Source organism: Sphingomonas sp. (assembly GCF_019746665.1).
Lineage (GTDB): Bacteria > Pseudomonadota > Alphaproteobacteria > Sphingomonadales > Sphingomonadaceae > Sphingomonas.
The window spans coordinates 93,390-107,482 of record NZ_JAIERS010000005.1; the positions used below are offsets into that span (position 1 = coordinate 93,390).

A 14,093-nucleotide genomic window follows, 5' to 3' on the forward strand; every position below is an offset into this window, starting at 1 on the left:
CTCAGATCGCCGCGCCGCCGTCGATGTCGATCGTCGCGCCGGTGATGTAGCTCGCCTCGTCGCTCGCCAGGAAGGCGGCGAGCGCGGCGACCTCGTCGGCGGTGCCGTAGCGCTTGAGCGCGGTCAACGGCGCCAGCACGGCGCCATACGGACCCTGCGCGGGGTTGAGATCGGTGTCGATCGGTCCCGGCTGGATCACGTTCACCAGAATGCCGCGCCCGCCCAGATCGCGCGCCCAGCCGCGCGCGAGGCCCGCGACCGCTGCCTTGGTCGCGCCATAGATCGCGCCGCCGGGGAAGGGCATCCAGTGCGCGTTGATGCTGCCGATGATCAGGATGCGCCCGCCGTCGCGGAGCGTGGGCAGCGCCGCTTCGGTCGCGGCGTAGATGCCGTCGACATTCACCCCGAACTGGCGGCGGAACTCGTCGAAGCCCGCCTCGCCGATCGGCGCGAAGGTGGCGACGCCGGCATTATGGACGAGAATGTCGAGCCCACCGAGCCGCTCGGCCGCGCTGCGCACCGCGCCCGCCGCCGCTTGCGGATCGGCGGCGTTGGCCTGGAGCGCGAAGCCCTGCACGCCCTCGGCGGCGAGCGCGGCGACGGTCGCGTCGGCGGCCGCCTGGTTGCCGGCGAAGGTGATCGCGACATCGGCGCCTTCCGCCGCCAGCCGCCGCGCGATCGCCGCGCCGATGCCGCGCGATCCGCCGGTGACGAAAGCCTTCTTGCCTTGCAGACGCTTGCTCATGAGTACCGCCTCCTCGTTTCGTGGTCCGCCCCAGTTTGGCGTGGGCGCCTTCAGGATCAATCGCCTGGGGCCAAGGATTGCTTGGCCGCGCCCAAGCCTGGCTCGCGTCCGGGTGCCGACCGAGCATGAGCGATTTTTGAACCCGGGGTTTGAAAGGGGGGCGAGCGCTGTGTATCTGCTCCCCAGGCGGCACCGTCCGCGGCGCCGGCATGTAGAAGGTGAAAGCGATGGCCGAGTTCCTGTTGCCCCCCAACAGCAAGATCAAAAACAACGGCAAGACCCATAAGGCGACCGGCGACGCCAAGCGCATCAAGACCTTCAAAATCTATCGCTTCGATCCCGATAGCGGCGAGAATCCCCGCTACGACACGTTCGAGGTGAACCTCGACGAATGCGGCCCGATGGTGCTCGACGCGCTCATCAAGATGAAGGCCGAACAGGATTCGACGCTCACGTTCCGCCGCTCGTGCCGCGAGGGCATTTGCGGTTCCTGCTCGATGAACATCGACGGCAAGAACGGCCTCGCCTGCACGACGGCGATCGAGGACATCAAGGGCGACATCCGCATCACCCCGCTGCCGGCGATGGACGTGATCAAGGATCTCGTCCCCGATTTTACCCATTTCTACGCGCAATACGCCTCGATCAAGCCGTGGCTGCAGACGGTGACCCCGGCGCCCGCCGGCAAGGAGCGGCTGCAATCGCCCGACGATCGCGCCAAGCTCGACGGTCTTTACGAGTGCATCCTGTGCGCCTGCTGCTCGACCAGCTGCCCGAGCTATTGGTGGAACAGCGACAAGTTCCTGGGGCCGGCGATCCTGCTCCAGGCCTATCGCTGGCTCGCCGACAGCCGCGACGAGATGACCGGCGAGCGGCTCGACGAGCTGGAAGACCCGTTCCGCCTCTATCGCTGCCACACGATCATGAACTGCGCGAATGTCTGCCCCAAGGGGCTCAATCCGGCCAAGGCGATCGCCGAGATCAAGAAGCTGCAGTTCGAACGCGCGCAGTAACTTGGGCGGGGATCAGCCGGCACCGGCCTTTCGCTATGTCGAGGCGCCCGATCATCCCGGCTGGATGACATGGGAGCTGGCCGACCGATCGCGCTTCAACGCGCTGTTCGGGCCGTTCCTGCTGAAGGTGGAAGACGGCATCGCCCGCGTGCGGATGACGCCGCGCCCGCTCCACGCGAACCTTTCGGGCAAGGTGCATGGCGGGGCGCTGCTCGGCTTTGTCGACATGGCGATCTTCGCCGCCGCGCGCGGCTTCGGGCTGATCGAGGCGGGGACGGCGGTGACGCTCGACTTGAACGCCCAGTTCATCGGCCGCGCCGAGATCGAAGCGCCGATCGAGGCACGCGTCGAGCTGCTCCGCGAGACCGGCCGGCTGCTGTTCCTGCGCGGGCTGATCGTCCAGCCGGTGGACGAACCGAGCGAGACGGTGCTGGCCTTTTCGGGCACGATCCGGAAGCCCTCGCGTTGAGGGGGCAAGACACCGCAGCTCCTCCCCTGCAAGGGGAGGGGGACCATCCGAAGGATGGTGGAGGGGTGTCCCCGCTTGCTCAGGTGGCGATACCCCTCCGTCAGCGCTGCGCGCTGCCACCTCTCCCTCTGGGGGAGGAGCTTGGCCTCTTGCGGGCGATAGCCACCCCATGACCTTTGTCCTCGATCGCTACCACGCGCTCGTCACCGCCGGCGAACTGCGCCCCGATCCCGAGCAGGCGGCGGCCGCCTTGCGCCTCGCCGCGCTCGCCACCGCGCTGGAGGCGACGCCCAAGCGCGGGTCGGTGCTGTGGCGCGCGCTTGGCCGCACGCCCGAGCCGCCGCGCGGGCTTTACCTGTGGGGCGGGGTGGGGCGCGGCAAATCGATGCTGATGGACCTGTTCTTCGGCTGCCTGAATATTCGCCGCAAGCGCCGCGTCCATTTCCACGAATTCATGCTCGAAGTGCACGCCCGCATCGCCGAGGAGCGCAAGAAGGAAGCCGGCGATCCGATCGTGCCGGTCGCGCAGGCGATGGTGGGGGAAAGCCGGCTGCTCGCCTTCGACGAGCTGGTGGTGAATAATTCGGCCGATGCGATGATCCTGTCGCGGCTGTTCACCGCGATGTGGGCGCGCGGCCTGACGGTGGTCGCGACCTCCAACCGCGCGCCGGGCGACCTTTATAAGGACGGGCTCAACCGCGAGCATTTCCTGCCCTTCATCGCGCTGCTGGAGGAACGCTGCGAGGTGATCGGCCTCAATGGCCCGGTCGATTACCGGCGCGACCGGCTCGGCGCGATGCAATTGTGGTACAGCCCCAATGGCGAGGCGACGACCAAGGCGCTCTCCGCCGCCTTTTTCGCGCTTACCGACTATCCCCCCGAGGACCGCGCCCATGTGCCCAGCGAAGAGCTGGCGCTGCCCGGCGCGCGCACGCTCCACGTGCCCAAGAGCCTGAAGGGGGTCGCGGTGTTCAGCTTCAAGAAGCTGTGCGCCGAGGCGCGCGGCGCCGCGGATTATCTGGCGATCGCGCGGCGCTTCCACACCGTCATCCTGGTCGGCATCCCCCGCCTGGGGCCGGAGAACCGCAACGAGGCGGCGCGCTTCGTGACGCTGATCGACGCGCTCTACGAACATAATGTGAAGCTGATCGCCGGCGCCGATGCCCGGCCCGAGGCGCTCTATGTCGCGGGCGATGGCGCGTTCGAGTTCGAGCGCACGGTGAGCCGGCTGCAGGAGATGCAGTCCGACGATTATCTTGCCCGCGGCCACGGCGTCGCTAGGTTGTGATCAAAAGGGAGGGATTCATGACCAAGACGTTGCTGCTCGCCGCCGGGGCGCTGATCGCCGTGCCCGCCGCCACCGTCCCCGCCGGCGCCGCCGCGCGCGAGGAGGCGGCGCCCGCGATGTCCGCCGCCGATAGCGCCGCGACCAAGGCGATGTTCCAGACGATCGTGAACACCCCCACCGTGATCGGCCGCGGCAAGGTGCCGGAAATGGCGAATTACCTGGCGAGCGAGTTCCGCAAGGCGGGCTTCGCCGAGGCCGATGTCCGCGTGCTGCCTTATGACACCACCAACGCCGATGGCACCCAGAAGGACAAGACCGCCGCGCTGATGGTGCGCTGGCCCGCCGCCGGCAAGGCGACCAAGGCGCCGCTGATGCTGCTCGGCCATATGGACGTGGTCGAGGCCAAGCGCGAGGATTCGACCACCGATCCCTTCGTCCTCACCGAGCGCGACGGCTATTATTACGGCCGTGGCACGATCGACATGAAGGACGGGATCACCGGCGTGTCGCGCGCGCTGATCCAGCTGAAGGCGGCCGGGTTCAAGCCGCAGCGCGACATCGTCGTGTTCTTCACCGGCGACGAGGAAACCAACGGTATCGGCGCCGTGAAGGGCGCGGGCGAATGGCGCGCGCTGATGGGCAATCCCGAGCTGGGGCTGAACGCCGATGGCGGCGGTATCGGGGTGACGCCTGACGACAAGCCGGTCGCCGCCGCGCTCCAGACCGCCGAAAAGACCTTCGCCGGCTATACCTTCACCGTCACCAATCGCGGCGGCCACTCGTCCAAGCCGCGCAAGGACAACGCGATCTACGAACTCGCGCACGCGCTGGAGCGGCTGGAGGCCTATCGCTTCACGCCGATGCAGAACGAGACGACGCGCGCCTATTTCGCGGTGCGCGCGCAATCGGCCGATCCCGCGCTCGCCGAGGCGATCCGGCGCTGGCTGAAGGACCCCAACGACGCCGCCGCCGCCGATGCGATCGAGGCGGACGAGAGCGAAACCGGCCTCACCCGTACCCGCTGCGTCGCGACGCGGCTGTTCGCCGGCCATGCCGATAACGCGCTGCCGCAGCTGGCGCGGGCGATGGTCAATTGCCGCATCTTCCCCGGCGTCGATCCCAATGACACGCTCGCCGAGTTGCAGCGGATCGCCGGGCCGGGCGTGAAGGTGACGCGCAACGACCCCTATGTCGCCTCGCTCGCCTCGCCGCTGCGTCCCGATGTGACGGCGGCCTTCACCAAGGCGGTTCGCACGCTGCATCCGGGGATGCCGATCACCCCCGAAATGTCGACCGGGGCGAGCGACGCGCGCCCGTTCCGCACCACCGGGATGCCGATTTACGGCGCGAACGGGGCGTGGGTGCGGGTGCCCGTCGATCTGCGCGCGCATGGCAAGGACGAGCGGCTGCCGGTCGCGGCACTCGACGACACGGTCAAGCACTGGATGATCCTGGTGCGCGAAATGGCAGGCAAATAGGCCTCGAACGACCGCCCGGCGGTAAACGCTGTCAGCCCGCATTTCGGGCGTTGCCCCGCGCCGCCTGACGGCTTAAGTCGGCGGCGTTCCCATCGGCTTGCGGCGGCCCCGTCGTGGTATCGCCGCGTAAAGGAGACAACATGGCGCGCAAGAAAATCGCTCTCATCGGCGCGGGTAACATCGGTGGCACCCTCGCCCATCTCGCGGCGCTCAAGGGGCTCGGCGATGTCGTGTTGTTCGACGTGGTGGAGGGCGTGCCGCAGGGCAAGGCGCTCGATCTGTCGCAGTGCGGGCCGGTGGAAGGGTTCGAAGCGTCGATCACCGGCACCAATGATTATGCCGATATCGCCGGCGCCGATGTGTGCATCGTCACCGCCGGTGTCGCCCGCAAGCCGGGGATGAGCCGCGACGATCTGCTCGGCATCAACCTGAAGGTGATGAAGGCGGTGGGCGAGGGGATCGCCGCGCACGCCCCCGATGCGTTCGTGATCTGCATCACCAATCCCTTGGACGCGATGGTGTGGGCGCTGCGCGAATTCTCCGGCCTGCCACATAACAAGGTGGTCGGCATGGCGGGCGTGCTCGACTCGTCGCGCTTCTCGACTTTCCTTGCCCAGGAATTCGGCGTTTCGGTGCAGGACGTGACGAGCTTCGTGCTCGGCGGCCACGGCGACACGATGGTGCCGGTGGTGCAATATTCGACCGTCGCCGGCATCCCCGTGCCCGACCTGATCAAGATGGGCCGCTCGACCCAGGAGCGGATCGACGCGATCGTCCAGCGCACCCGCTCGGGCGGTGGCGAGATCGTCGCGCTGCTCAAGACCGGCTCGGCTTATTACGCGCCCGCGACGAGCGGCATCGCGATGGCGGAGAGCTATCTGTTCGATCAGAAGCGCCTGCTGCCGGCGGCGGTGCATCTCACCGGCCAATACGGGGTCGATAACCTTTACGTCGGCGTGCCCTGCGTGATCGGCGCGGGCGGGGTGGAGCAGATCGTCGAGATCGCGCTGGACGAAACCGCGAAGGCCAATTTCCAGGTCTCGGTCGATGCGGTGAAGGAGCTGCTGGTGGCGTGCAAAGGGATCGAGCCGAGCCTGGCCTAGGCGTGGCACGATCGCAGCCGTTTGACATGAAACCGTCGGAAACACACCTTACACATATCCTGTGTAACCGTGGAGCGCCGGTATGAACAAGAACGTGACCATCACCGTCAGGGAGGACTTGCTGGCAAGCTTCCGGATCGTCGCCGCCGAGGAACGTACGACGGTGAATGCGCTCATCCGCGAATTCATGGAGGAGAAGACCGGGCTTGCCGAACGGCGGCGACAGGCGCGGGCGTGGATGGCGGATAAAGGCCGGCAGAATATGGCGAACGACGATCCCCAAGGCCAGGGTGGGTGGAAGTGGAACCGCGAGGATTGCTATTCTGGTCCTCGCTTCGACCGGTTGAACAAGATCTGATGGCGGGCCTGTTCTTCGATACCAACGTGCTGCTTTACGCCGCTCGGACCAAGCTGGAAGGCGTCGATGCGCTGAAACGTCCCGTCGCGCTCGATCTGATCGGCGGTCACGACTTTTCGGTATCGGGGCAGGTGCTCGCCGAATTCTATCACAATGCGGTGAAGGACGGGCCCTATCGGTTGCCGATCGAGGAGGCCGAGGAATGGCTCGATCGTATCGCCATCCAGCCGTGCGTGGCGGTCGATGCGCGGCTGGTCGGGGCGGGAGCGGCGCTCGCGCGGCGTTACCAGATCAGCTATTGGGATGGGGCAATCCTGGCTGCCGCGCATCATGCCGATGCCGACCTGCTCTATACCGAAGACCTGAACGACGGGCAGCGTTACGGCGATGTCACCGTGATCAACCCATTCAAGAACCTTCCTCACTGATCAGGAGCGACTGTTGAGCATCCTCGTCGACAAGAATACCAAGGTCATCACCCAGGGCATGACCGGGGAGACCGGCACCTTCCACACCCAGCAAGCGCTTGCTTATGGGACGCAGATGGTCGGTGGCGTCACCCCGGGGAAGGGTGGGACCGAGCATATCGGGCTGCCGGTGTTCGACACCGTCCATGAAGCCGTTGCCAAGACGGGCGCGACCGCGAGCGTGATCTACGTGCCGCCGCCCTTCGCCGCGGACTCGATCCTGGAGGCGATCGACGCGCAAGTGCCGCTGATCGTGACGATCACCGAAGGCATTCCGGTGCTCGACATGGTGAAGGTGAAGCGCGCGCTCAGCGGCTCCAAGTCGCGGCTGATTGGTCCCAACTGCCCCGGCGTGCTGACGCCGGAGGAATGCAAGATCGGCATCATGCCGGGCAGCATCTTCAAGAAGGGCTCGGTCGGTGTCGTCTCGCGCTCGGGCACGCTGACTTATGAAGCGGTGTTCCAAACCTCGAACGCCGGGCTTGGTCAGACGACCGCGGTCGGCATCGGCGGCGATCCGGTGAACGGCACCAATTTCATCGACGTGCTCGAACTGTTCCTGGCGGACGAGGCGACCCAGTCGATCATCATGATCGGCGAAATCGGCGGCTCGGCCGAGGAGGAGGCCGCCCAGTTCCTGAAAGACGAGGCCAAGCGCGGCCGCAAGAAGCCGATGGTCGGCTTCATCGCCGGCCGCACCGCGCCTCCGGGGCGGCGGATGGGCCATGCCGGCGCGATCGTCTCGGGCGGGCAGGGCGGCGCCGAGGACAAGATCGCGGCGATGGAAGCCGCGGGCATCCGCGTCGCCGCCAGCCCGAGCGAATTGGGCTCGACGCTCGTCGAGGTGTTGAAGGGCTGAAGAGAATGGACGCGTTCTTCGAACTTTCGCCGGCGATCCGCTATGTCGCGCTGTATCGCGGCGGCGTGCTGGCGAGCCGCCAGCGGGGTGGCATCGCCGGCGCCTCGGCGGGCGAGAGCGATCGTTACGAAGAATTGCTCGTCAATCCCACCCTGCTCACGCTCGCGCGCCAGCGCGGCGACATCGATTGCGGTGGCGCGGCGTTCGTGATCGTCGGCTATGGCAATTTCCATCAGCTGGTGATCGATCTGCCTGATGGCCATGCCTCGATCTGTTTCGAGAAAGCGGCCAATCCGATCGAGTTCGTTGAACCATTGAAGGCGGCGGCGCTGGCTTGGCTGCCCGAGCCAGTGGCGTAAGGAGGGATGCCGGGCCGGCGGCGGGATGAAACAAACGGCCGGAAATCGCAAAATCCGGCCAATAAGCGGGAGCCCGCGTGTGTCCACCGGCTTATTGACGACGATCGGGGGCGGGCTCCGGTCCGGGGGCGTTTCGAAGGTGTGGAGTGATCGAGATGGATAGCAGCTTCGAACCCGAATATCGGCCCAGCTGGGCGCGCGCCGGCTGGCCGATCGCCGATACCGATGAGCGCACCGCCGCGCTCGATCCTACCCAGATGGCGCCCGCGCCCAAGCCCGATCGTGGCGCCAAGCCCGCGCCCGCGCCCGTGCCCGCGGGCGGGGTCGACGTTACCCGCGCCTCCGAGGACTCGATCCGCGCGATGATGCTGATCCGCACCTACCGGGTGCGCGGGCATCTGGCGGCCAAGCTCGATCCGCTCGGCATCGCCAAGCAGGAGCTGCCGGCGGACCTGACGCCCGAATTTCACGGCTTTTCGGGCGCCGATCTCGATCGCCCGATCTATCTTGGCGGCGCGCTCGGGCTGCAGACCGCGACGGTGCGCGAGCTGGTCGACATTCTGCGCGCCAATTACTGCGGCAATGTCGGCCTGGAATATATGCACATCGCCGATGTCGAGGAGCGCCGCTTCCTGCAAGACCGGATGGAGGGCCGCGACAAGGCGATCGAATTCACCCCCAACGGCAAGCGCGCGATCCTGAACAAGGTGATCGAGGCCGAGCAGTGGGAGCGTTTCCTCGGCAAGAAATATGTCGGCACCAAGCGCTTCGGGCTCGATGGCGGCGAGAGCATGATCCCGGCGCTCGAATCGATCATCAAGTACGGCGGCCAATATGGCGTGCGCGAGATCGTCTACGGCATGGCGCATCGCGGGCGGCTCAACGTGCTCGCCAACGTGATGGCCAAGCCCCTGCGGGTGATCTTCCACGAATTCGGCGGCGGCTCGCAGAACCCGGACGATGTCGGCGGCTCGGGCGACGTGAAATATCACCTCGGCACCTCCACCGACCGCGAGTTCGACGGGATCAGCGTGCATATGTCGCTGGTCGCCAACCCGTCGCACCTCGAAGCCGCCGATCCGGTGGTGCTCGGCAAGACGCGCGCGATCCAGACGATCGCGGGTGATCTGGACGAACATGCCGCGTCGCTCCCCGTGCTCATCCATGGCGATGCGGCGTTCGCGGGGCAGGGGATCGTTTGGGAATGTTTCGGCTTTTCGGGGCTGAACGGCTATAACACCGGTGGCTGCATCCATTTCGTCATCAACAACCAGATCGGCTTCACCACCTCGCCGCAATTCGCGCGCTCCTCGCCCTATCCCAGCGACGTGGCGAAGGGCGTGCAGGCGCCGATCTTCCATGTGAACGGCGATGATCCCGAAGCGGTGACCTTCGCCTGCAAGATGGCGATCGAATATCGCCAGCGCTTCCACCGCGACGTGGTGATCGACATGTGGTGCTACCGCCGCTTCGGCCATAACGAAGGCGACGAGCCAAGCTTCACCCAGCCGCTGATGTATGAGCGCATCCGCAAGCATCCGCCGGTGAGCGAAGTCTATGGCCAGAAGCTGATCGCGCAAGGCGTGATCGATCAGGCCTGGATCGATGAGAAGGTGCAGCAATTCACCCTGCTGCTCGAAGGCGAGTTCGAGGCGGGGCAGAGCTATAAGCCCAACAAGGCCGATTGGTTCGCCGGGCGCTGGTCAGGCCTGCACGCCCCGGCCGATCCGGAGACGGCGCGGCGCAACATCGAAACCGGCATCGATACCAAGCTGTTCGATGCGATCGGCCGGGTGCTGACGACGGTGCCGGACAGCGTGAACATCCACAAAACGCTCGCCCGCGTGATCGATGCCAAGCGCACGATGTTCCAGACGGGCGAGGGGTTCGATTGGGCGACCGGCGAAGCGCTCGCCTTCGGGTCGCTGCTTTATGAAGGCTATGGCGTGCGCCTTTCCGGCCAGGATTCGGGGCGCGGCACCTTCAGCCAGCGCCACGCCGTGTGGGTCGATCAGCGCGACGAGCATAAATTCATCCCGCTCGGCACGATCGACCAGGGCCGGTTCGAAGTGCTCGACTCGCCCTTGAGCGAATATGGGGTGCTCGGGTTCGAATATGGCTATGCCCTTGCCGACCCCAAGACGCTGGTGCTGTGGGAGGCGCAGTTCGGCGACTTCATGAACGGCGCGCAGATCATGATCGACCAGTTCATCGCCGCGGGCGAAGCCAAGTGGCTGCGCGCCAATGGCCTGGTGATGCTGTTGCCGCACGGCTATGAAGGCCAGGGGCCGGAGCACAGCAGCGCGCGGCCCGAACGCTTCCTGCAGCTGTGCGCGCAGGACAATATGCAGGTGGCGAACTGCACCACGCCGGCCAATTATTTCCACCTGCTGCGCCGGCAGATGCATCGCAACTTCCGCAAGCCGCTGATCGTTTTCACCCCCAAGTCGCTGCTGCGGCACAAGATGGCGGTGTCGAGCGCGGCCGACTTCCAGGGCGAAAGCCATTTCCGCCGCATCCTTTCCGACCCGCGCGCGCCGGCGGACGAGGCGGTGAAGCGGCTGGTGCTGTGCACCGGCAAGGTCGCTTATGACCTGATCGAGGCGCGCGACGCGGCCGGCGATACCGAGACGGCGATCGTCCGCATCGAGCAGCTCTATCCCTTCCCGGGCGAGCCGCTGGTCGTGCGGCTGAAGCGCATGGTCAATCTGGAAGAGGTCGTCTGGGCGCAGGAAGAGCCAAAGAACAACGGCTATTGGTTCTTCGTCGAGCCGTTCATCGAGGAATGCCTCGCCGAAGCCGGGGTGGGGCCGAAGCGCGCGCGCTATGCCGGCCGCGCCGCCGCTGCCTCGCCCGCGACCGGGCTCGCCAAGCGCCACCAGCTCGAACAGGGCGCGCTCGTCGCCGATGCGCTGGGCCACAGCGTGCGCGACGAAATCCGCCGGATGCAGCATTAACCCGCACGAGGAACGATCATGGCAACCGAAATCAAAGTGCCCGTGCTGGGCGAATCGATCACCGAAGCGACGCTCGGCGAATGGCTGAAGCAGCCGGGCGATCCGGTGAAGGCCGATGAGCCGGTCGCGAGTCTGGAGACCGACAAGGTCTCGGTCGAAGTGCCCGCGCCGGTGGCCGGCGTCATGGGGCCGCACGCGGTGAAGGTGGGCGACACGGTGCAGGTCGGCGCGATGATCGGTACGGTGGAGGCGGGTGGCGCCGCCGCCGCGCCTGCCCCGGCCCCCGCGCCGAGCCCGGCCGCCGCCGCGCCCGCCGATGACGCCGCCGTCTCCGCCACCGCCCGCGCCGAAGCGGCCGCGGCGCTCTCGCCCTCGGTGCGCCGCGCGGTGATCGAGACCGGGGTCGATCCCGCGACCGTGCAGGGCAGCGGCAAGGATGGCCGGCTGACCAAGGAAGACGTGCTTGCCGCGGCGCACGCCCCCGCGCCCGCCGCCCCCGCGCCTACGCCCGCGCCCGCCCCGAGCGCGCCGACCGGCGCCCGCCGCGAGGAGCGCGTGCGGATGACGCGGCTGCGTCAGACGGTCGCGCGCCGGCTGAAGGAAGCGCAGAACACCGCCGCGATGCTCACCACGTTCAACGATGTGGACATGAGCGCGGTGATGGAAGCGCGCGCGCGCTACAAGGACTTGTTTGAAAAGAAGCACGGCGTGCGCCTGGGCTTCATGGGTTTCTTCGTGAAGGCCGCGTGCCTCGCGCTGCGCGACATTCCGGCGGTGAACGGCTCGATCGAGGGCGAGGAGATCGTGTACCGCGACTATGCCGATATCTCGGTCGCGGTGTCGGCGCCGCAGGGACTGGTGGTGCCGGTGATCCGCGATGCCGACAAGCTTTCGGTCGCCGAGATCGAAAAGACGATCGGCGATTTCGGCAAGCGCGCCAAGGAGGGCACGCTGAAGCTGGAGGAGATGCAGGGCGGCACCTTCACCATCTCGAACGGCGGCGTGTTCGGCTCGCTGATGTCCACCCCGATCATCAACCCGCCGCAGTCCGCCGTGCTGGGCCTCCACCGCATCGAGGACCGTCCGGTGGTGCGCGACGGGCAGATCGTGATCCGCCCGATGATGTACCTGGCGCTGAGCTACGACCACCGCCTGATCGACGGCCGCGAGGCGGTGACGTTCCTGGTCGCGCTCAAAAATGCTATCGAGGACCCGACCCGGCTGCTGATCGATTTGTGATCCGGCTTGCTCGGCTGCAGCGAGGATTTTCCCGTGAGCAAGGCGCCTAATCGAACTCCGTGGGACGGTATCATCGTCACCGACCCGGAGGTTTGCATGGGTAAGGTGCGGATCGCGGGAACGCGGCTCTATATCGACTTGCTGTTGGCGATGATCGAAGGCGGCGCGAATTTCGACGAGATCATCAAGACCTATCCTGGCGTCACCAAGGCTGAACTGATGGCGATGATGGGCTTCGTCCGCGACCTCGTCGCCGCTAAGCGCAACCGGTTGAAAGGTGATCCGAGCCGTTCGAAGCCGACGAACTTGGAACACGCCGCAATAGGGTCTGGAGATACAAATGGCTGATTTCGACTATGACGTCCTGGTGATCGGCGCTGGCCCCGGCGGTTATGTCGCGGCGATCCGCGCGGCGCAGCTCGGCCTTAAGACCGCCTGCGCCGAGGCGCGCGAGACGCTGGGCGGCACCTGCCTCAACGTCGGCTGCATCCCCTCCAAGGCGCTGCTCCACGCGAGCGAATTCTACCGTGAAGCGGCGACGGGCGCGCTCGCCAAGATGGGGATCAAGACGCAAGGGCTGAGCCTCGATCTGGAAGCGATGCATGGCCAGCGCCGCGATGCCGTGAAGCAGCTCACCGGCGGTGTCGAATTCCTGTTCAAGAAGAACAAGGTCACCTGGCTGAAGGGCCACGCGTCGTTCGTCGATGCGAGCACGGTCGAGGTCGGCGGGGAGCGGGTGCGGGCGAAGAACATCGTCATCGCCACCGGCTCGTCGGTAACCCCGCTGCCGGGAGTCGAGATCGACCAGCAGGTGGTGGTGGACTCCACCGGCGCGCTCGAACTGGCGAAAGTGCCCGAGCGGCTGGTGGTGATCGGCGGCGGGGTGATCGGGCTCGAACTCGGCAGCGTCTGGGGCCGGCTCGGTGCCAAGGTGACGGTGGTCGAATATCTCGACCAGATCCTGCCCGGCTTCGACGGCGAAGTGCGCAAGGAAGCCAATAAGATCTTCAAGAAGCAGGGCTTCGAGTTCCGCCTGTCGACCAAGGTGACGGGCGTGAAGGTCGAAGGCGGCAAGGCGCGGGTCTCGATCGAACCCGCCGCCGGCGGCGCGGGCGAGACGATCGAGGCCGAAGCGGTGCTCGTCGCGATCGGGCGACGTGCCAACACCCAAGGGCTGAACCTGGAGGCGATCGGCCTTGCCCCCAATCAGCGCGGGCAGATCGAGATCGACCATCATTTCCGCACCCCGGTGCCGGGCGTCTGGGCGATCGGCGATGTCGTGCCGGGGCCGATGCTCGCGCACAAGGCCGAGGATGAGGGGATCGCGGTCGCCGAGAATATCGCCGGGCTCACCGGGATCGTGAACCACGACATCATCCCGAGCGTGGTCTACACTTTCCCCGAAATCGCCGGCGTCGGCCTGACCGAGGAACAGGCGAAGGAGCGCGGGGCCGTGAAGGTCGGCAAATTCCCGATGCTCGCCAACAGCCGCGCCAAGACCAATCACGAGCCCGACGGCTTCGTGAAAGTGATCGCCGACGAAAAGTCGGATCGGGTGCTGGGCGTGTGGGTGATCGCGAGCGTCGGCGGCACGATGATCGCGCAGGCCGCGCAGGCGATGGAGTTCGGCGCGACCAGCGAGGACATCGCCTATACCTGCCACGCCCACCCGACCCATGCCGAGGCGCTGAAGGAAGCGGCGATGGCGGTGACGGGCAAGCCGATCCATATCTGACGCGCGGGCGGGCGGGTCGTGCC

At 66.7% G+C, this 14,093-nt stretch carries 14 protein-coding genes; 13 read left to right on the plus strand and 1 reads right to left on the minus strand.

Annotation, left to right across the window (positions count from 1 at the left end; genetic code table 11):
• Position 1: 1 nt before the first annotated feature.
• Positions 2-745, minus strand: coding sequence for an SDR family oxidoreductase (locus K2X73_RS03360; protein WP_294108544.1), 744 nt, complete (start codon positions 743-745; stop codon positions 2-4).
• A 227-nt stretch (positions 746-972) separates the two neighbouring features.
• On the opposite strand from K2X73_RS03360, the gene K2X73_RS03365 reads away from it, so the two are divergent.
• The 13 genes from K2X73_RS03365 (at position 973) to lpdA (ending at position 14,070) form a co-directional block, all read left to right on the plus strand.
• Entirely contained in the window at positions 973-1,758 is a 786-nt protein-coding gene (locus K2X73_RS03365) for a succinate dehydrogenase iron-sulfur subunit (protein WP_294108547.1), read from the plus strand.
• A gap of 64 nt (positions 1,759-1,822) precedes the next feature.
• A complete protein-coding gene (locus tag K2X73_RS03370; RefSeq protein WP_294108549.1) occupies positions 1,823-2,227 on the plus strand; it encodes a PaaI family thioesterase in 405 nt (134 codons plus the stop codon).
• A gap of 169 nt (positions 2,228-2,396) precedes the next feature.
• Positions 2,397-3,515, plus strand: coding sequence for a cell division protein ZapE (gene zapE, locus K2X73_RS03375; protein WP_294108551.1), 1,119 nt, complete (start codon positions 2,397-2,399; stop codon positions 3,513-3,515).
• A 17-nt stretch (positions 3,516-3,532) separates the two neighbouring features.
• Positions 3,533-4,993 (plus strand): M20/M25/M40 family metallo-hydrolase, encoded by a 1,461-nt coding sequence (locus tag K2X73_RS03380; RefSeq protein WP_294108553.1) that lies wholly within the window; start codon positions 3,533-3,535, stop codon positions 4,991-4,993.
• A 140-nt stretch (positions 4,994-5,133) separates the two neighbouring features.
• Positions 5,134-6,096: a malate dehydrogenase gene (gene mdh / locus K2X73_RS03385; RefSeq protein WP_294108556.1), complete on the plus strand. Its 963-nt coding sequence runs from the start codon at positions 5,134-5,136 to the stop codon at positions 6,094-6,096.
• Positions 6,097-6,178: 82 nt separating this feature from the next.
• Complete coding sequence (locus tag K2X73_RS03390) at positions 6,179-6,454, plus strand: hypothetical protein (RefSeq protein WP_294108557.1); 276 nt, start codon at positions 6,179-6,181, stop codon at positions 6,452-6,454.
• Complete coding sequence (locus tag K2X73_RS03395) at positions 6,454-6,882, plus strand: PIN domain-containing protein (protein WP_294108558.1); 429 nt, start codon at positions 6,454-6,456, stop codon at positions 6,880-6,882. Before K2X73_RS03390 ends, K2X73_RS03395 begins: the two co-directional genes overlap by 1 nt.
• A 13-nt stretch (positions 6,883-6,895) precedes the next feature.
• Complete coding sequence (sucD, locus tag K2X73_RS03400; protein ID WP_294108560.1) at positions 6,896-7,780, plus strand: succinate--CoA ligase subunit alpha; 885 nt, start codon at positions 6,896-6,898, stop codon at positions 7,778-7,780.
• Between the two features lie 5 nt (positions 7,781-7,785).
• Entirely contained in the window at positions 7,786-8,139 is a 354-nt protein-coding gene (locus tag K2X73_RS03405) for a hypothetical protein (RefSeq protein WP_294108561.1), read from the plus strand.
• A gap of 155 nt (positions 8,140-8,294) precedes the next feature.
• Positions 8,295-11,096, plus strand: a complete 2,802-nt coding sequence (locus K2X73_RS03410) for a 2-oxoglutarate dehydrogenase E1 component (RefSeq protein WP_294108563.1) — start codon at positions 8,295-8,297, stop codon at positions 11,094-11,096.
• Positions 11,097-11,114: 18 nt separating this feature from the next.
• Complete coding sequence (gene odhB / locus K2X73_RS03415; RefSeq protein ID WP_294108565.1) at positions 11,115-12,335, plus strand: 2-oxoglutarate dehydrogenase complex dihydrolipoyllysine-residue succinyltransferase; 1,221 nt, start codon at positions 11,115-11,117, stop codon at positions 12,333-12,335.
• A gap of 33 nt (positions 12,336-12,368) precedes the next feature.
• Positions 12,369-12,683, plus strand: a complete 315-nt coding sequence (locus K2X73_RS03420; protein WP_294108567.1) for a DUF433 domain-containing protein — start codon at positions 12,369-12,371, stop codon at positions 12,681-12,683.
• Complete coding sequence (lpdA, locus tag K2X73_RS03425) at positions 12,676-14,070, plus strand: dihydrolipoyl dehydrogenase (protein WP_294108568.1); 1,395 nt, start codon at positions 12,676-12,678, stop codon at positions 14,068-14,070. The genes K2X73_RS03420 and lpdA overlap by 8 nt, the downstream gene beginning before the upstream one ends.
• Positions 14,071-14,093 lie beyond the last annotated feature (23 nt).

Excerpts from the sequence above, each read along its gene's own strand:
- K2X73_RS03360 (WP_294108544.1), bottom strand. The coding sequence starts at position 745 with ATGAGCAAGCGTCTGCAAGGCAAGAAGGCTTTCGTCACCGGCGGATCG.
- K2X73_RS03365 (WP_294108547.1), top strand. The coding sequence starts at position 973 with ATGGCCGAGTTCCTGTTGCCCCCCAACAGCAAGATCAAAAACAACGGC.
- K2X73_RS03370 (WP_294108549.1), top strand. The coding sequence starts at position 1,823 with ATGACATGGGAGCTGGCCGACCGATCGCGCTTCAACGCGCTGTTCGGG.
- zapE (WP_294108551.1), top strand. The coding sequence starts at position 2,397 with ATGACCTTTGTCCTCGATCGCTACCACGCGCTCGTCACCGCCGGCGAA.
- K2X73_RS03380 (WP_294108553.1), top strand. The coding sequence starts at position 3,533 with ATGACCAAGACGTTGCTGCTCGCCGCCGGGGCGCTGATCGCCGTGCCC.
- mdh (WP_294108556.1), top strand. The coding sequence starts at position 5,134 with ATGGCGCGCAAGAAAATCGCTCTCATCGGCGCGGGTAACATCGGTGGC.
- K2X73_RS03390 (WP_294108557.1), top strand. The coding sequence starts at position 6,179 with ATGAACAAGAACGTGACCATCACCGTCAGGGAGGACTTGCTGGCAAGC.
- K2X73_RS03395 (WP_294108558.1), top strand. The coding sequence starts at position 6,454 with ATGGCGGGCCTGTTCTTCGATACCAACGTGCTGCTTTACGCCGCTCGG.
- K2X73_RS03405 (WP_294108561.1), top strand. The coding sequence starts at position 7,786 with ATGGACGCGTTCTTCGAACTTTCGCCGGCGATCCGCTATGTCGCGCTG.
- K2X73_RS03410 (WP_294108563.1), top strand. The coding sequence starts at position 8,295 with ATGGATAGCAGCTTCGAACCCGAATATCGGCCCAGCTGGGCGCGCGCC.
- odhB (WP_294108565.1), top strand. The coding sequence starts at position 11,115 with ATGGCAACCGAAATCAAAGTGCCCGTGCTGGGCGAATCGATCACCGAA.
- lpdA (WP_294108568.1), top strand. The coding sequence starts at position 12,676 with ATGGCTGATTTCGACTATGACGTCCTGGTGATCGGCGCTGGCCCCGGC.